Source organism: Actinocorallia populi (assembly GCF_002995495.1).
GTDB lineage: Bacteria > Actinomycetota > Actinomycetes > Streptosporangiales > Streptosporangiaceae > Actinocorallia > Actinocorallia populi.
Genome location: NZ_PVZV01000003.1, coordinates 452,650 through 469,068, shown reverse-complemented (window position 1 = coordinate 469,068; position 16,419 = coordinate 452,650). Strand labels below are relative to the sequence as shown.

Genomic DNA, 16,419 nt, shown 5'->3' with positions numbered 1-16,419 from the left:
GCGGAAGGGCGGGGGGCTCAGAGCGCGAACGACGCCCAGACGGCCTTGCCCCCGGTGGACAGCGGCGCCCAGCTCCACGCCTCGGAGACCGCGGCGACCACCTGCAGGCCCCGGCCGCTCTCGGCGAACTCGTCGGGCTCGCCGAGCACCGGGGGCTCCCCGCTGGGGTCGGTGACGATCACCAGGACGCGGCGCTCCTGGCGCATGAGGATGAGCTGGATCGGGGCGCGGGCGATGCGGTGCCGGCCGGGCAGGCCGTAGCGCAGGGCGTTGGTGACCAGCTCGGAGATCACCACTCCCGCCTCGCACAGGAGGTCCTCCAGCTCCCACTCGGCCAGGGTCTTGCGGGCGAAGTCCCGGGCGATCCTGGGCGAGTCCAGGTTGCTGTTCAACGGGTGCCGGGCGAGCCGGCTGGTGCCGGAGACCGGCGGGGTAGGCCAGTTGCTCGCATGCAGGGTCGGCAGCATCTCGGGCCATCTGCCTTCGTCGGTGCAGAAGAGCCGGCGGCTGTTGATCATGCGAGGAGCCCGCTTAACGGTCATGAAATGTCCTGACGCGGTCCGGTGATGCGCTGCGTGGGTGTCCGCTATCTTTCCCTTCCGAGCCGTGCAGGTGCAAGGGCTTCTGCACGTGCATCGGTCCTTGCAGCGGAAAAAATCATGCTTGGAACGGAGCAAACCATGGGGGATCACGCACAGGGAGCGTTCGCACACGCAGCAGAACCGCTCTGGTTCAAGAGCAGGCACAGCAACCCCAGCGGTAACTGCGTCGAGCTCACTGCGCTGCCGAGCGGGGAGATCGCCATGCGCAACTCCCGGCACCCCGACGGTCCGGTGCTCATCTACACCCGCGCGGAGATCGAGGCGTTCCTCGGCGGCGCCAAGGACGGTGAGTTCGATCACCTCGTCGCCTGAGCGATCGCTCAACCGGCGGCCGTGCCGTCCCGGGGCGCCTGACCAGGGGGCTGACCCGCGGTCACCTGGGGTTACGGAGGGCGGGTCTCGGGGAGCGCATGGCCAAGAGAGGTGCCGCATGGGATACTGATTCGCCCGTTATAGGAAGTCTCATAGGGCCGAGCCGGGAAGGCAGGTCCGCAGGGAGCCCCGAATGGCCCGAGCGGCAGACGCGACCGTGTTGAACATCTCCGCCGCGGCCGGCGGCGGCCCCACCGTGCTGCGCATCCTGCTGGGTGCGCAGCTGCGGCGTCTGAGGGAGGACCAGGGCATCACCCGCGAGCAGGCGGGCTACGCGATCCGCGCCTCGGACTCCAAGATCAGCCGGTTGGAGCTCGGACGGGTCTCCTTCCGCGAGCGCGACGTGGCCGACCTGCTCACCCTCTACGGCGTCCACGACCCCGCCGAGCGGGAGAAGGCGCTCGCGCTGGCCCGCAGGGCCAGCGCCAACGGGTGGTGGCACGACTACAACGACCTGCTCCCCCGCTGGTTCGAGAACTACATCGGCCTGGAGGAGGCGGCCAGCCGCATCCGCGCCTACGAGGTGCAGTTCGTCCCCGGCCTGCTGCAGAGCGAGAGCTATGCCAGGGCGGTCACGCTGCTGGGTCACGGCGGCGCGGCCGTGGAGGACGTCGAGCGCCGGGTCGAGATGCGTATGAAGCGCCAGGAACTGCTGCACTCCGACCACGCGCCCCACCTGTGGGCCGTGGTCGACGAGGCGGTCGTCCGGCGCCCGCTGGGCGGCACGGGGGTGATGCGCGAGCAGCTGCGGCATCTCATCGAGCTGTGCGAGCTGCCCAACGTCACCGTCCAGGTCGTGCCGTTCGCCCGGGGCGGGCACGCGGCGGCCGGCGGGCCCTTCAGCATCCTGCGCTTCGCCGAGCCCGACCTGCCGGACATCGTCTACCTCGAGCAGCTCACCAGCGCCCTGTACCTCGACAAGCGCGAGGACATCGAACGCTACCTCGCGGTCATGGAGCAGCTGTGCGTGGAGGCCGAGCCGGTCACCGCCACCCCGGACCTCCTCAAGCGCATCCACGACACGATGTGAAGTCGGAGCCCGCCGGAACGTCCGGTCTCCAGGTTCCGCCTGGGGCCGGGCGTTCTTTGTTTCCTCCGGCGGCGGACGCGGGCGGGCGGCGAACCTTTAATTCGCGGTGCGAATTCTCTCGCCGCGGGCTCTGATTGTGACCCATCTGACAAAGCCGGGCCGTATTGACCCTCCTCCTCCGCCCGTGGGGCAAGGGCTCTGGCAGCCGCTGTGACCTGGGACACTCCTATCTCGGAACCCCTGTTAAAGTCAGGTGAACACCGGGTGCCCTTCTCGTTCTGGTTTGACAACCAAAGATCCACTCGTCTTCGATGGTTTTTCACATGAACTGTCGGTAAAGCACGGGGGGCGGCCGGCGGGGAGCGGCGGCGCCCCCGCGCGGCCCTCCGGCGGCCGCGGACCCGCCGGCTCCTGCGCGGCGACGCTCCCGGGCCATCGGAGACGGCCGGCGGCGAGAACCGGCGGCCGCCGGCCGGAGAACTGAAGATCATCGCGCGGCAGGGAGAGGTGGCATGACGGCGGTCGCCAGGCTCGGCGAGGCGCAGGCGGAGGTCCCGGAGGCGACGATCGGCGGCGAACACGCCGAACCGGTTCCCGAGGCGCTCTCCGCGCTGCCGCGAAAACGTGCGCTGTTCTCGGTCGACGGCTACTTCCGCGACGGCTGGGACGACCTGCTCGCGGTCGCGTCCGACCCGTGGACGCTGCTGGACCGCCACGCCATGCTGCTGCTCACCCCCGCCGCGGTGGCCGGGCGGCGGCTGGAGGCGGCTTTGGAGTGGCTGCTGGAGCAGGACGCGGTGGTCGTCGCGGCCGAGCCCGTCACGCTCGACCGGCACAGCACCCGCGCGATGTGGTGGTACCGGTGGAACGCCGCCACCAGGCGGCGGCGGGAGCTGACCGAGGCGCTGGCCCGCGCGGGCGACAGCCTGCTGCTGGCGGTGCGGTTGCCCGAGGCGCCGGTCCCGGCGACGCTGCGGCTGAACGATCTCAAGGGCCCGGCCGACCCGGCCCGCCGCGAACCGTGGCAGCTGCGGCACCGGCTGGACGACGGCGGCTCCCCGGTCGATCTCGTGCACACCGCCGACGAGCCCGCCGACCTGGTCCGCGAGTTCGGCATCCTGCTGGACCGCCGCGACCGGCGCCGCGTCTACGCCGACCTGGTCGCGGGGGCCGACCGGGAGGCAGGGACGCGCGCGCTGATCGAGGAGCTGTACCGGCGCAGCCCCGGGCACGACCTGTCCCGCGACCGCGCCCGAAGGCGCAGGGCGCTCGGCGAGCCGGACGAACCCTGGGACTCGGTGGTGCTCGGCGCCGCCGCCGCGGACCCGGCGGCGCCCGGCGGGACCGCGCTGCTCCCCGGCGTCACCGCCGCCCAGTGGGAGCACGCCGCCGCCCGCGGTCCGCGCCCGCTGCGCCGCGAACGCGCCCTCCCCGGCCCCCTGGTGCACAAGGACGGCCTCGGGGAGGTCTTCCTCACCGACCACGTGGCCACCGGCTCCGGAGGCTTCCTGATGGCCGGAGAGCTCCCCGCCGCCCACCGCTTCTACAACGACCTGCCCTCGGCCAGGCTCGACCTCCTGCCCGTCCTGGAGCTGTGCCGCCAGGGCTGCTACGTCGTCGCCCACGGCCACCACGGCGTGCCGCAGGACGCCCGCTTCGTGCTGGAGGAGCTGAGCGGGCGGCTCACCGCGGACCCCGAGGCCGTCCGCGACCGGCGGGTGCGGGTCGAGGCGGACGTCGTCCGGCGGTCCGCCTCCGCGATGGCCCTGGACTACCGGGTCACCGCCCCCGACGGGACCGGGCTGGCCACCGCCCGCGCGTCCTTCTCCTGGCGGGACGAGGCGGGCTGGCGCGGGCTGCGCGCCGCGGGCCGCGCCCGGCACGGGCTCGGCGGGGAGACCGGCGCCCCCGACCGGACCGGCCTGTTCCCCTCCGCCCGCAACGTCGGGCGCACCCATGACGGCAACGTCGTGCTGGCCGACCTGGCGTGGCGGCGCGGCGAGAGCACCGCGCGGGTCGCGGCGGACCCGGCGAACCCGGCGATGTTCGAGCGCCCGCAGGACCATGTCCCGGACATGGTGCTGCTGGAGGCCGCCCGCCAGGCCGCGCTGTGGACCATGTCCCGCCACTTCGGCGTGCCCGCCGGCCGGCTGGCCGTGACCGGCTTCACCACCCGCTTCGCGGCCATGGCGGAGCTGGACGTCCGGCTCGCCTGCACCGCGACGGTCTCCGCCGATCGCGGTGGAAAGGGCGCGGTGGCCGTGAGGTTCGTCCAGGATGGGGTGGAACCGGCGGAGGTGATGGTGGAGGTGGTACGGGCATGAGCGCGCTCGGCGGCAAGGGAGAGAACCTGCGGCGGCTGGCCGGGGCGGGGCTCAGGGTCCCGGCGTGGTCGGCGGTCGGGGTGGAGGTCCTGAGCGGGTTCCGGGAGCGTTCGGGCCTGGATCAGGAGCTGGCGGGCCTGCTGGCCGGCCTCGACCCCGACAACGCCCGGGAGGTCTCGGCACGCGTCGCCAAGGCCTTCTCGGTGACACCGCTGGACGGCCCCGCGCTGACGGCGATCTGGCGCGCCTACGACGCCGTCGGCCAGGGCACCGTCGCGGTGCGCTCCTCGGGCGCCGACGAGGGCCTGCCGAACTTCTCCTTCGCCGGGCAGTACTCCTCGTTCCTGGGCGCGGCCGGGTTCGACGCGGTGGCCGAGCGGGTCAGGGACTGCTGGGCCTCGGCGTACTCGGAGCGGTCCCTGGTCTACCGCTGGCTGCACGACCTGCCCACCGACCGGATCGACCTGGCGGTCGTGCTGCAGGAGCTGGTCCCCGCCGAGGTGAGCGGGGTGATGCACACCGCCGACCCGGTCTCCGGCGACCGCTCCAAGGCCCTCATCAGCTGCGTCTACGGGCTGGGGGAGACGCTGGCGTCCGGCCGGGTCGACGCCGACGTCCTCACCCTGGACCGGCCGAGCCGGGTCGTCGGCGACGCCGTCATCGGGGAGAAGGCCGAGCGGCTCGACGCCGGGCCCGGCGGCACGGGGCTCAGCCCGGTCTCCCCGTTCGCCCGCGAGCGGTTCGCGCTGACCAACGACCAGGTCGGCGAGCTGGGCGACCTCGCGGACGCCGTCGAGGAGGTCTTCGGCGCGCCGCAGGACGTCGAGTGGGCGCTGAGCGACGGCGTCTTCCACGTGCTGCAGAGCCGCCCGATCACCGGCCTGCGCGAGGCCGAGGGCGAGGTGCGGGTGTGGGACAACTCCGCCGTCGCCGAGGCGTTCGGCGAGATCACCGCCCCGCTGACCTTCAGCTTCGCGCGTCACGCCTACGGCCGCGTCTACCGCGACTACGCGCGCCTGCTGGGTGTGCCGCGCCGCGACCTGGAGAAGCTGGACGGGGTGTTCGGCGAGCTGCTGGGCTACTTCGACGGCCGCGTCTACCACAACGTCCTCAACGGGTACAAGATCATCCGGCTGCTGCCGGGGTACGCGCTCAACCGGCGCATGCTCGCCGAGGCGACGGGCGTCAGGGAGGCGGCCGAGGAGCTCGCCGAGGCCCAGCACCCGATCGACTCCCCGCTGCGGGAGCGCCTGGTGCGGCTGCGCGTCGCCCTGCGGTTCCTGTGCATGCTCTTCACCGTCCGCCGGTCGGTCGCGTCCTTCACCGACCGCTTCCAGCGGGCGTACGAGGAGCTCGACGCGGTCGACTACGAGGAGCTGCCCGGCCACGAGGTCGGCCGCGCCTTGCACCGCCTGGAGGAGGACCTCCTGTCGGAGTGGGGCGGCACCGCCGTGCTCGAGAACATGATCATGCTCTCGTACGGCGTGCTCCACGGGCTGAACGCCAGGTGGCTGCCCGACGCCCCCGAATGGCTGGCGCGGGAGGCGGTGAAGGTCGGCGACGACGTCGAGTCCGCGGCGCCCGCGCGGCGGCTCGGCGAGCTGGCCGGGCACCTGGCCGAGCGCCCCGGCCTGGCCGATGAGGTGCGCGAGCGTCCGCCGGGCGAGCTGTGGGAGTGGCTGCGCGAGGCCGAGGGCGAGGACGCCGGGTGGCTGCGCGCCGAACTCGACGGCTTCCTCGCCGCGTTCGGCCACCGCAGCGCCGGCGGACTCAGGCTGGAGGAGCCGGACCTGCACGACGACCCGTCGCTGCTGATGTCCATGCTCAAGGACGCCCTGCTGCTGAGCGGCCTCGCCCCGGCCTCCGGGGAGGAGCACGACGTCGAGGGCTACCTGCGCGAGCACCTGGACGGCCCCCGGCGGTTCGTCTACGACCTGGTGCGCGGCAGGGTGCGCGAGGCGCTGCGCGAACGCGAGCGCGTCCGCTTCGCCCGCTCCCGCGCGTTCGGCATGGCCCGCCGCATGTTCAGGGCCATCGGCAGGGACCTGGCGTCGGTCGGCGCGCTGGGCGACCGCCGCGACGTCTTCCAGCTCAAGCTCGAGGAGATCCGAGCCGCCTACGCCGGGACCATGAACCACCGCGAGCTGCGCCCGCTGGCCGAGCTGCGCAAGACCCAGCAGGCCAAACAGCGGCTCATGCCCGCGCCGCCGCCGAGGTTCCTCACCCGCGGCAGCGTCTACTGGGGCGTGCGGACCGCCGATCCGGCCCCGGCGGGGGAGGGGCGGCGCGGTTGAGGCGGACCGGAGACCGCCCGCCTCAACCCGCGTCGGAGAAGGGCAGGGACCCGGCCGACGCGCGGGCGGCCCACTCGGCGATGCGCAGGCTCAGCGCCTCGGTGGTGGCGACCTCGGCGTGGCCCATCTCGGGCTCCATCCACAGCTCCTTGGGCCGGGTGGCCCGCTCGTAGAGCAGTTCGCCGTGGTCGGGCGGGAAGAACGCGTCGCGGCCGCCGTGGACGATCAGCACCGGGCAGGCGATGTCCCCGACCACCTCGAAGGGCGCGGCGGGCACCGGGTCCCAGCCCCGGGGGGAGACGCGGGTGCGCTTGGCCAGCCGCACGGCGGCGCGGCCCAGCCTGCGCTCGATGGCCCAGTGCACCCGCCGCATGGGCACGGTGTCCCGGTAGTACCAGCGGGCCGGCGAGCTGACCGACACCACCGCGTCGACGCCGCCTATCAGGGCGGCGTGCCGCAGCGCGATCGAGGCGCCCATGGAGAACCCGACGGTGACCACCCTGGCGTGGTGGTCCCTGGCGTGGCGGACGGCCGCCTCGAGGTCGTGGATCTCCCGGTCGCCGACGGTCGAGCGCCCGCCCGAGCGCCCGTGCCCCCGGTAGTCGAGCGTGCAGACCGCGGCGGTGCGGCCCAGCGCCGCGACGATCGGCCGCAGGCCGGGCATCTCCTGGTGGCAGGTGAAGCCGTGCCCGACCACCAGGCACAGCTCCGCGTCGGCGGAGGGGCCCGCCGCGTGGTGGCGGGCGGCGACCCGGACGCCGTCGGACGTGGTGAGAGTGAGGGGAGTGGCGGCCACGCTCCCATTATCGGTCCTGTTCAGGCCGGGTATAAACTCGCACTTCTGACCGCATGGCGGCTGTCCTGATAAAGGGCGGTATCTACCCCGGTCCGACGCTGAAACTGTTGGCGGACCGGGGTGGCCGGGATCCGTCACGACTCGACGACGGAGAACCCGGATCTTGAAGTCCTACCTCGCGCTGCTGCGCACCCCCGGTGCCTGGCGCTTCCTGCTGCCCGCGCTCTGTGCCCGGCTGCCCTTCGCGATGCTGCAGCTGGGCATCCTGCTGCTCGTCCAGTGGGCCACCGGCTCCTACGGCTGGGGCGGCATCGCCTCGGCCGCCTCGGCCGTGGCCCAGGCGCTGCTCGGCCCGTGGACCGGGCGGCTGGCCGACCGGCACGGCCAGGCCAGGGTGCTGGTGCCCCAGGTGCTGGCGCACGCCGTCCTGCTGGCCGTGCTGCTGGTACTGGCCCAGCGGCGGGCCGAACCGCTGCTGCTGGTGGCCGTGGGCTGCCTGGCGGGCGCGACGGTGCCGCAGGTCGGCTCGATGGTCCGGGCCCGCTGGGCGCACCTCCTGCCGCCCCGGCGGGTGGGCACGGCCTTCGCGCTGGAGTCGGTCACCGACGAGCTGACCTTCACCCTGGCCCCCATCGTGCTGCTGACGGTCGCCACCGCCCACAGCCCCGTCTGGGCCCTGGCGCTGGCGCTCGTCCTGGTGCTGGCGGGCACCCTGATGTTCGCCGGCGTCCGGCACGGCGCCCCCGAACCCGGCCCCGCGGCGGCGGGCGCGGCCGGAGCGGTGCTGGGCAGGCGGGGCGTGCCGCTGCTGGCGGTCGCCTTCCTGGCCGTCGGCTCGGTCTTCGGCAGCCTCCAGGTGGGCCTCACCGCGCTGACCGCCGAGCTGGGCAGCCCCGGCTCGGCCGGCACCATCTACGGCACGTTCTCGGCCGGCAGCCTCGTCGGCGGGCTCGTCTACGGGGGGCTGAAGTCCGGGACCCGGCTGCCGTCCCGGCTGACCCTGCTGCTGACCCTGCTGGCCGCCGCGCTCGCCGGACCCGTCCTGGTGCAGTCCCTGGGCCTGATGTACGGGGCGGCGGCACTGACCGGCCTGGTCATCGCCCCCTGCATCATCACCGGGTACACCCTGCTGGACGCGCTGGTGCCGGCCGAGGTGAAGACCGAGGCCTACGCCTGGCTGAACGGGGCGGTGGCGCTGGGCATCGCCCTGGGCGCCGCCCTGTCGGGCCAGCTCGTCGACCGGCTGGGCGCCGCCCCGGCCTTCCTCGTCCCGCCGGCCGTCGTCGCGCTGGCGGCCCTGCTCGTGGGGCTGCGCGGCGCGAGCCTGCGCCCGGACGCCGCCCCGGCGCGCGCCCCGGAAGTCATGGTCTAGACCACTGAGGGAAGTTCTCGGTGAACAGACGGTGATGCCCGGCCGGGAAGGTGCGCGTACCGGCGGGTAACTACCTAGGGTGGAACACGTGAGTCGTCGAGCGAAGATCGTCAGCACCATCGGACCGGCGTGTTCCAGCCGCGAGCAGATCAAGGCCCTCGTGGAGGCCGGGATCGACGTGGCCCGGCTGAACATGAGCCACGGGTCGCACGAGCAGCACGCGCAGGTCTACCACCACCTGCGCGAGGCGGGCGAGGCCACCGGCCGCGCCGTCGGCGTGCTGGCCGACCTGCAGGGCCCCAAGATCCGGCTGGGCCGCTTCCCCGACGGGCCGGTGCGGCTCAACGTGGGCGATGAGTTCACCATCACCACCCAGGACGTCCCCGGCAGCCGCAAGGAGGTCTCCACCACCTACAAGGGCCTGCCCGGCGACGTCTCCTCCGGCGACACCGTGCTCATCGACGACGGGAAGGTCTCCCTGGAGGTCGTCTCGGTCGACGGGCCGCGGGTGCTCACCCGGGTGGTCGTCGGCGGCATGGTCTCCGACAACAAGGGCCTGAACCTGCCCGGCGTGGCCGTCAGCGTCCCCGCCCTCACCGAGAAGGACGAGGCCGACCTGCGCTGGGCGCTGCGCATCGGCGTGGACATGGTGGCGCTGTCGTTCGTGCGCGACGCCGCCGACGCCCAGGAGTGCTTCCGGATCATGGAGGAGGAGGGCGTCCGCGTCCCCCTGATCGCCAAGATCGAGAAGCCGCAGGCGGTGGAGGCGCTCCCCGAGATCGTCGACGCCTTCGACAGCATCATGGTCGCCCGCGGCGACCTGGGCGTGGAGCTGCCGCTGGAGCGGGTGCCGATCGTGCAGAAGCGCGCCATCGAGCTGTGCCGCGAGAAGGCGCACCCGGTGATCGTGGCCACCCAGATGCTGGAGTCGATGATCAGCGCCGCCCGGCCCACCCGGGCCGAGGCCAGCGACGTGGCCAACGCGATCTTCGACGGCGCGGACGCGGTGATGCTCTCGGGCGAGACCGCCGTCGGCCAGTACCCGATCGAGGCCGTCCAGACGATGTCGCGGATCGCGGCGGCGGCCGAGGAGGCCACCCTGGAGGCCGACCCGACCCTCGAGCGGGTGCCCGAGACGGTCGGCGGCGCGATCGCCAGGGCCGCGGCCGAGGTCGGCGCGATCATCGGGGCCACGGCGCTCATCGCCTTCACCATGTCCGGGGAGACCGCCCGCCGGCTGGCCCGCTACCGCAGCCCCATCCCGCTGCTGGCCTTCACCGAGGTCGAGCGCACCCGCAGCCAGCTCTCGCTGACCTGGGGCGTGGAGTCCTTCCTGGTGCCGCACGTGGACCACACCGACGAGATGGTCGCCCAGGTCGAGCAGTCCCTGCTGGAGCTCGGCCGCTTCAGCAAGGGCGACCTCATCGTGATCGTGGCCGGCATGCCGCCGGGGACGGTCGGCTCCACCAACTCGCTGCGCGTGCACCGGCTGGGGGACACGATCGGCGCCTGAGCGCCCGTACGCGCGAGAGCCGCTCACCCGCGGGGGTGGGCGGCTCTTCGTGTCGGTGCCCCAAGTGGGATTCGAACCCACACTGTGCGGTGTTTGAGACCGCCCTCTCTGCCGGTTGGAGTATTGGGGCTCCGCGGCGGGCGTCCGGCCGCCGCCGCGGCCGCCCGCGATGCACGGGGCGGGTCACGGGCAGGCACCAGAGTACCGGTTCCTTGTAGTCTCGTGTGCGTGAGTGAGAGCGCCAAGCGAGTTGTCATCGCGGAAGACGAGGCTTTGATCCGACTCGATCTCAAGGAGATGCTGGAGGAGGACGGTTATCTGGTCGTCGGCGAGGCGGGTGACGGGGAGACCGCGGTCAAGCTCGCCACGGAGCTGCGCCCCGATCTGGTCATCCTGGACGTGAAGATGCCGATCCTGGACGGGATCTCGGCGGCCGAGCGCATCGCCGGGGAGCGCATCGCCCCTGTGATCATGCTCACCGCCTTCTCCCAGCGGGAGCTGGTGGAGCGGGCCCGCGCCGCGGGCGCCATGTCCTACCTGGTCAAGCCGTTCACCAAGGCCGACCTGGTGCCGGCCATCGAGATGGCGGTCTCGCGCTACGACGAGATCCGGCAGCTGGAGTCGGAGGTCACCTCGCTGAAGGACCGGCTGGACACCCGCAAGGTGGTCGACCGGGCCAAGGGCCACCTGCAGGCGCGGCACGGCTGGACCGAGCCGGAGGCGTTCCGCTGGATCCAGAAGACGTCCATGGACCGCCGGCTGACGATGCGGAAGGTCGCCGAGGCGGTTCTGGAAACCACCACATCGGAGGTTAATGCGGACAGCAAACCTGAATAGTGTGCAGGATTTCCTGGGTTAAATGCTGATTTCAGAGGTTTTTCTTTGATTGCGGCAAGGTCACGACTGTGCATCACGATGTCGGGTGATCCCCTCTGGCCTGGTGTTCCAGGGAACCGTTGAGTACGTTTCGGCCAATCGTTCCCATGTGACCGCCAGCATTCAGGCTGCGGTCCGAGAAGGAGACCCGGCATGAAACGTGTACCCCCCAGGATGCGGCTGCTCGCAGTGCTCGGAGCAGCCAGCCTCGCGTTGGCCGCCTGTGGCGACAGCTCGGACTCCGGTTCCGGAGGCGACGTCTCCGAGGTCAGTATCGGCATCATGGGTGACTTCACCGGCGAGAACGCCGGCATCGTCATTCCGATCAGGAACGCGGCGCAGCTCGCGGTCGACGAGTACAACGCGACCAACCCCGAGACCAAGATCAAGCTGATCCCCTACGACAGCCAGGCCAAGCCCGAGCAGGCCGTCGCGCTGGCGAAGAACGCGATCAAGCAGGACAAGATCGCCGGTCTGATCGGCCCGGCGTTCTCGGGCGAGTCCGCCCAGGTCGGCCCGGTGCTGGAGGAGGCGCAGATCCCGAGCGTCTCGGCCTCGGCGACCAACGCCCCCCTGGCCGAGAACGGCTGGAAGTACTGGCACCGCGTCATCTCCGACGACGACGTCCAGGGCGCCGGCATCGGCCAGTTCATCACCACCGGCGTGGGGGCCAAGAAGGTCTTCATCATCGACGACAAGTCCACCTACGGCCAGCCGCTGGCCGCCACGGTGAAGAAGGCCGTCGAAGAGGGCGGCGCCACCACCGAGGGCGACTCGATCGACACGGACGGCGCGGACTTCTCCTCGACCGTCAACAAGGCCAAGGCCTTCGCCCCCGACGCCATCTTCTTCGGCGGTTACTACGCCGAGGGCGGCAAGCTGATCAAGCAGCTGCGCGAGGGCGGCGTCGACGCGACCTTCCTGTCCGCGGACGGTTCGCTCGACCCGGGCCTGGCCAAGGGCGCCGGCGGCGACAACGCCGAGGGCTCGCTCATCGGCTGCCCCTGCCTGATCGACCCCGAGGGCACGGCCGGCGAGGCGAGCAAGAAGTTCGCCGACGCCTACAAGGCCAAGTTCAACGCGCCGACCGCGATCTACGCCGCCGAGGCCTACGACGCGGCCACCGTGTTCATCAAGGCGGTCCAGTCCGGCGCGACCACGCCGGAGGACATCCAGAAGTTCATCGGCACGGTCGACTTCACGGGAGTGAGCAAGCAGATCAAGTTCGAGGCCAACGGCGAGGTGGCGGGCGGCGACGTCTACATCTACAAGGTCACGGGCGAGTCCCTCCCGCTGCTGGGCAACGCCAAGACGGCCAAGCCGTAACGTCCAGCCGCATTCAGGGTCGGGGCGGGAACACGGGCACCACGTGCAGGCATGTGATCACCCGGGTTCCCGCCCTTCTTCGTGAAAGTGACACGCCTTGTTCAACGACCTCATGAACCAGTTCTGGCCCGCCACGGTGGACGGGCTATCGCTCGGCGCGATCTACGCGCTTCTGGCGCTCGGTTACACGATGGTCTACGGGGTGTTGCGCCTGATCAACTTCGCGCACTCCGAGATCTTCATGATCGGCACCTTCGCCTCGCTCGCCGTGGTGAACCTCTTCGGCTTCTCCGGAGTCGGCGGGTTCGCGCTGGTGGGCGTGGTGCTCGTGCTGGCGGTGGCCGGCGCGCTGGCCTCGGGGGCCAGCGCCGTCGCACTGGAGTACCTCGCCTACCGGCCTCTGCGCCGCAAGGGCGCCTCCCGGCTGGCCGCGCTGATCTCCGCGATCGGCGCCTCGCTCTTCCTGCAGCAGCTCTTCGCGCGCGTCCTCATCCCCTGGTGGTTCGACGTGCCCAAGGAGAAGGGCGCGCTCCCGCTGCAGGGCCACTTCGTCGAGCGCGAGGACCTCTTCGCCATCGGCGACTTCGTCGTCCGCAACGACAAGTTCATCGTCTTCGTCGGCGCCATCATCATGATGGTCGCCCTCGACCAGTTCGTGAGCCGCACCAAACTGGGCCGCGGCATCCGGGCCACCGCGCAGGACCCCGAGACCTCGGTCCTCATGGGCGTCAACATCGACCGGATCGTCACCGCGACCTTCGCCATCGGCGGCGCGATGGCCGGTGTGGCGGCGGCCCTGTACATGATGCGGTTCGAGGAGACCGACTTCTTCGTCGGCTTCCTGCTGGGCATCAAGGCGTTCACCGCCGCGGTGCTGGGCGGCATCGGCAACCTGCGCGGCGCGCTGGTCGGCGGTATGGTGCTCGGCCTCATCGAGATGTACGGATCGGTAATGTTCGGCACCGAATGGCAGCACGTGGTGGCCTTCACGGTCCTGGTCCTGGTCCTCATGTTCCGACCCACCGGCATCCTCGGTGAATCCCTTCAGCAGGCGCGAGTATGAGCAGCATTGAGTGGGCCAAGAAGCCCGTACGAAAGATCAGCGAACCCGTCGGCTCCAGGCTGGACGCCCTGCGCCACTGGTGGGCCGTCCAGCGCGGTCCCGTCCGCTGGAGCGTCTACCTGCTCCTCACCGTGGTGGCGTTCCTGCTGCCGCACGAGGACATCGGCTCCTTCATGTCGCCGCACTCCGACTGGCAGGCCATCCTGTTCTACCCGATCGGCGGCTACATCCTGCTGGCCATCGGCCTGAACGTGGTGGTCGGCCAGGCGGGCCTGCTGGACCTGGGCTACGTCGCGTTCTTCGCCGTCGGCGGCTACACGATGGCGATCCTGGGCAAGCAGTACGGCTGGGGCTTCTGGGAGATCATCGCGGTCGGCGTGCTGCTGGCCGCGCTGTCGGGCGTCCTGCTGGGCGCCCCGACCCTGCGGCTGCGCGGCGACTACCTGGCGATCGTGACACTCGGCTTCGGTGAGATCATCCGCATCGCCGCCACCAACACCGACTCCATCGGCGGTCCGAACGGCATCGCGGGCATCCCGCACCCGCCGAACCTGACCGACTGGGAGATCCCCGACACGGCCTTCTTCCAGGCGCTGGACCTGGAGGGCCTCAAACCGTTCACGTACGGCGCGCTCGACACCCGTCCGTACTACTACCTGATGGTCATCGCCATCATCGGCACGATCATCTTCGCCAAGCGGCTGGAGCACAGCCGGGTCGGCCGGTCCTGGGCCGCGATCCGCGAGGACGAGGACGCCGCCGAGCTGATGGGCGTCCCGACCTTCAAGTTCAAGCTGGCGGCGTTCGCGATCGGCGCGGCGTTCGGCGGCCTGGCGGGCGTGCTCTACGGCTCCCAGGCGACCTCGATCATCCCGGAGGACTTCCCGTTCATCCTCTCGGCCACCATCCTGGCCGCGGTGGTGCTGGGCGGGTCGGGCAACATCCCGGGCGTCATGGTCGGCGCGTTCCTCATCGCCTGGATCCCCGAGCGGGTCCGCGGCGTCGGGGAGTACCGCATCCTGGTGTTCGGCGCGGCCCTGGTGATCATGATGGCGCTGCGGCCGGAGGGCCTGCTGCCGTCCCGGCAGCGCAAGGCCGAGCTCAAGGAGGGCACGGGCGGCATGGGCTCACTGGGCGCCGAGGTCGGCGGTCCGGGCGGCGCCCAGGTGGAAGGCGAGGTGTCCAAGTGAAGGGCCTGAACAAGATCGGCGGGGTGGTCAAGCCCGGCGGGGCCAGCAAGTCCGGCAAGTCCGGCAAGGCCGGGGAGCGCTCCTTCGCTCCTCGCGGCGGCCTGCTGGAACTGCACCACGTCGTCATGCGGTTCGGCGGCGTGACCGCGATCAACGGGCTGGACCTGACGATCAACGCGGGTGAGATCTTCGCCGTCATCGGTCCGAACGGCGCCGGGAAGACCACGGTGTTCAACGTGGTCACCGGGGTCTACCAGCCGACGGAGGGCGGAGTGCTCTTCGACGGCAGGCGCATCGACGGCAGCAAGCGGTACCAGGTCACCAAGGCCGGGATCGCGCGGACGTTCCAGAACATCCGCCTGTTCCACAACATGTCGGCGGTCGAGAACGTCATGGTGGGCGCGGACGCCCACCACAGGACCGGTTTCGTCAGCGCGGGCCTGGGCTTCCCCCGGCACCGCAAGGAGGAGCGGGAGGGCCGGGAGACCGCCCGGCGGCTCCTGGACTTCGTCGGCGTCGCCCACCGCGGAGACGAGGCCGCCAAGAACCTCCCGTACGGCGACCAGCGCAGGCTGGAGATCGCACGGGCGCTGGCGACCAGGCCGAAGCTGCTGCTGCTCGACGAACCCGCCGCGGGCATGAACCCGGCGGAGAAGGAGGCGCTGCAGGGGCTCATCCGCAGGATCCGCGACACGGGTGTGACGGTCCTGCTCATCGAGCACGACATGCGTCTGGTCATGGGCATCAGCGACCGGGTGGCGGTACTGGACTTCGGCCAGAAGATCGCCGAAGGGCAGCCGCGCGAGGTGCAGAACAACCCGCGGGTCATCGAGGCGTATTTGGGGGCTCCGGCCGATGCTTCTTGAAATCGAGGACATCCGCGTCCACTACGGAAAGGTCGAGGCGCTCAAGGGCGTCTCGCTCCAGGTCGACGAGGGCGAGATCGTCACTCTCATCGGCGGCAACGGCGCGGGCAAGACCACCACGCTCAAGACGGTCTCCGGCCTGCGCCGGCTCAGCTCGGGCCGGATCCGCTTCGACGGCAGGGACATCTCCAAGGTCCCGGGCCACAAGCGGGTGCGCATCGGAATCGGCCAGTCGCCCGAGGGGCGCGGGGTCTTCCCCGGCATGACGGTCGAGGACAACCTCCTCATGGGCGCCTACGGGCGCAAGGGCCCGGAGATCGCCAAGGACCTGGCCGAGGTGTACACGCTGTTCGAGCGGCTGGCCGAGCGCAAGGGCCAGATGGGCGGCACCATGTCCGGCGGCGAGCAGCAGATGGTGGCGATCGGCCGCGCGCTGATGGCCAGGCCGAAGGTGCTGCTGCTGGACGAGCCGTCCATGGGCCTGGCGCCCAAGCTGGTGCAGCAGATCTTCTCGATCATCGAGGAGATCAACCGGCGGGGCACCACGGTGCTGCTGGTGGAGCAGAACGCCCAGCAGGCGCTGAAGCTCGCCCACCGCGCCTACGTCCTGGAGACCGGCGAGGTGGTGAAGACCGCCCCGGCCGCCGACCTGCTGGACGACCCCCAGGTGCGGGCCGCCTACCTGGGCGGGGATCTGGGCGTGGCAGACGAGAAGGCCGCGCCCCCGGCGGTGCCGGAGCAGAGGGCGGCCCCGGAGGGGGAGGAGACGCAGTCGTAACAGCTGCGGTTTCGACC

At 71.5% G+C, this 16,419-nt stretch carries 14 protein-coding genes and 1 tRNA gene; 12 read left to right on the top strand and 3 right to left on the bottom strand.

The window, feature by feature from the left end; translation table 11 throughout:
- Positions 1-17: 17 nt before the first annotated feature.
- The gene (locus C2865_RS15300; RefSeq protein ID WP_110554877.1) at positions 18-542 is read right to left on the bottom strand and encodes an ATP-binding protein; all 525 of its coding nucleotides are present in this window, start codon (positions 540-542) and stop codon (positions 18-20) included.
- Between the two features lie 138 nt (positions 543-680).
- Here C2865_RS15300 and C2865_RS15295 point away from each other — a divergent pair, with 138 nt between their 5' ends.
- The 4 genes from C2865_RS15295 to C2865_RS15280 all read left to right on the top strand — a co-directional run bounded on the left by C2865_RS15295 (position 681) and on the right by C2865_RS15280 (position 6,622).
- The gene (locus C2865_RS15295; RefSeq protein ID WP_198653337.1) at positions 681-914 is read left to right on the top strand and encodes a DUF397 domain-containing protein; all 234 of its coding nucleotides are present in this window, start codon (positions 681-683) and stop codon (positions 912-914) included.
- Positions 915-1,107: 193 nt separating this feature from the next.
- Positions 1,108-2,004 (top strand): helix-turn-helix domain-containing protein, encoded by an 897-nt coding sequence (locus C2865_RS15290; RefSeq protein WP_106399119.1) that lies wholly within the window; start codon positions 1,108-1,110, stop codon positions 2,002-2,004.
- A 512-nt stretch (positions 2,005-2,516) separates the two neighbouring features.
- A complete protein-coding gene (locus C2865_RS15285) occupies positions 2,517-4,328 on the top strand; it encodes an AfsA-related hotdog domain-containing protein (protein ID WP_106399118.1) in 1,812 nt (603 codons plus the stop codon).
- Entirely contained in the window at positions 4,325-6,622 is a 2,298-nt protein-coding gene (locus tag C2865_RS15280) for a PEP/pyruvate-binding domain-containing protein (RefSeq protein ID WP_106399117.1), read from the top strand. Before C2865_RS15285 ends, C2865_RS15280 begins: the two co-directional genes overlap by 4 nt.
- Positions 6,623-6,644: 22 nt before the next feature.
- Here the strand turns inward: C2865_RS15280 and C2865_RS15275 are convergent, their stop codons facing one another.
- The gene (locus C2865_RS15275) at positions 6,645-7,418 is read right to left on the bottom strand and encodes an alpha/beta hydrolase (protein ID WP_106399116.1); all 774 of its coding nucleotides are present in this window, start codon (positions 7,416-7,418) and stop codon (positions 6,645-6,647) included.
- 163 nt (positions 7,419-7,581) lie between these two features.
- Here C2865_RS15275 and C2865_RS15270 point away from each other — a divergent pair, with 163 nt between their 5' ends.
- Positions 7,582-8,790, top strand: a complete 1,209-nt coding sequence (locus C2865_RS15270) for an MFS transporter (RefSeq protein WP_106399115.1) — start codon at positions 7,582-7,584, stop codon at positions 8,788-8,790.
- Between the two features lie 88 nt (positions 8,791-8,878).
- On the top strand, positions 8,879-10,303 hold the full coding sequence (pyk, locus tag C2865_RS15265) for a pyruvate kinase (protein WP_106399373.1): 1,425 nt from the start codon (positions 8,879-8,881) through the stop codon (positions 10,301-10,303).
- A gap of 56 nt (positions 10,304-10,359) precedes the next feature.
- Here the strand turns inward: pyk and C2865_RS15260 are convergent.
- Positions 10,360-10,433 (bottom strand) — tRNA-Leu (locus tag C2865_RS15260).
- A 92-nt stretch (positions 10,434-10,525) separates the two neighbouring features.
- Between C2865_RS15260 and C2865_RS15255 the strand changes: the two genes are divergently transcribed.
- The 6 genes from C2865_RS15255 (at position 10,526) to C2865_RS15230 (ending at position 16,402) form a co-directional block, all read left to right on the top strand.
- Positions 10,526-11,140, top strand: a complete 615-nt coding sequence (locus C2865_RS15255) for an ANTAR domain-containing response regulator (RefSeq protein ID WP_106399114.1) — start codon at positions 10,526-10,528, stop codon at positions 11,138-11,140.
- A 192-nt stretch (positions 11,141-11,332) separates the two neighbouring features.
- Positions 11,333-12,505, top strand: a complete 1,173-nt coding sequence (locus tag C2865_RS15250; protein WP_232835608.1) for a branched-chain amino acid ABC transporter substrate-binding protein — start codon at positions 11,333-11,335, stop codon at positions 12,503-12,505.
- 97 nt (positions 12,506-12,602) lie between these two features.
- Positions 12,603-13,568 (top strand): branched-chain amino acid ABC transporter permease, encoded by a 966-nt coding sequence (locus C2865_RS15245; RefSeq protein ID WP_106399112.1) that lies wholly within the window; start codon positions 12,603-12,605, stop codon positions 13,566-13,568.
- Complete coding sequence (locus tag C2865_RS15240) at positions 13,565-14,758, top strand: branched-chain amino acid ABC transporter permease (protein WP_106399111.1); 1,194 nt, start codon at positions 13,565-13,567, stop codon at positions 14,756-14,758. Before C2865_RS15245 ends, C2865_RS15240 begins: the two co-directional genes overlap by 4 nt.
- Positions 14,759-14,883: 125 nt before the next feature.
- Entirely contained in the window at positions 14,884-15,624 is a 741-nt protein-coding gene (locus C2865_RS15235; protein WP_106399372.1) for an ABC transporter ATP-binding protein, read from the top strand.
- Positions 15,614-16,402 carry an ABC transporter ATP-binding protein gene (locus tag C2865_RS15230; RefSeq protein ID WP_106399110.1) on the top strand — a complete coding sequence of 263 codons (789 nt, stop codon included), beginning with the start codon at positions 15,614-15,616 and terminating at the stop codon, positions 16,400-16,402. Before C2865_RS15235 ends, C2865_RS15230 begins: the two co-directional genes overlap by 11 nt.
- The last annotated feature ends 17 nt before the right edge of the window (positions 16,403-16,419 follow it).

Excerpts from the sequence above, each read along its gene's own strand:
- C2865_RS15300 (WP_110554877.1), bottom strand. The coding sequence starts at position 542 with ATGACCGTTAAGCGGGCTCCTCGCATGATCAACAGCCGCCGGCTCTTC.
- C2865_RS15295 (WP_198653337.1), top strand. The coding sequence starts at position 681 with ATGGGGGATCACGCACAGGGAGCGTTCGCACACGCAGCAGAACCGCTC.
- C2865_RS15290 (WP_106399119.1), top strand. The coding sequence starts at position 1,108 with ATGGCCCGAGCGGCAGACGCGACCGTGTTGAACATCTCCGCCGCGGCC.
- C2865_RS15285 (WP_106399118.1), top strand. The coding sequence starts at position 2,517 with ATGACGGCGGTCGCCAGGCTCGGCGAGGCGCAGGCGGAGGTCCCGGAG.
- C2865_RS15280 (WP_106399117.1), top strand. The coding sequence starts at position 4,325 with ATGAGCGCGCTCGGCGGCAAGGGAGAGAACCTGCGGCGGCTGGCCGGG.
- C2865_RS15250 (WP_232835608.1), top strand. The coding sequence starts at position 11,333 with ATGAAACGTGTACCCCCCAGGATGCGGCTGCTCGCAGTGCTCGGAGCA.
- C2865_RS15240 (WP_106399111.1), top strand. The coding sequence starts at position 13,565 with ATGAGCAGCATTGAGTGGGCCAAGAAGCCCGTACGAAAGATCAGCGAA.
- C2865_RS15235 (WP_106399372.1), top strand. The coding sequence starts at position 14,884 with ATGCGGTTCGGCGGCGTGACCGCGATCAACGGGCTGGACCTGACGATC.
- C2865_RS15230 (WP_106399110.1), top strand. The coding sequence starts at position 15,614 with ATGCTTCTTGAAATCGAGGACATCCGCGTCCACTACGGAAAGGTCGAG.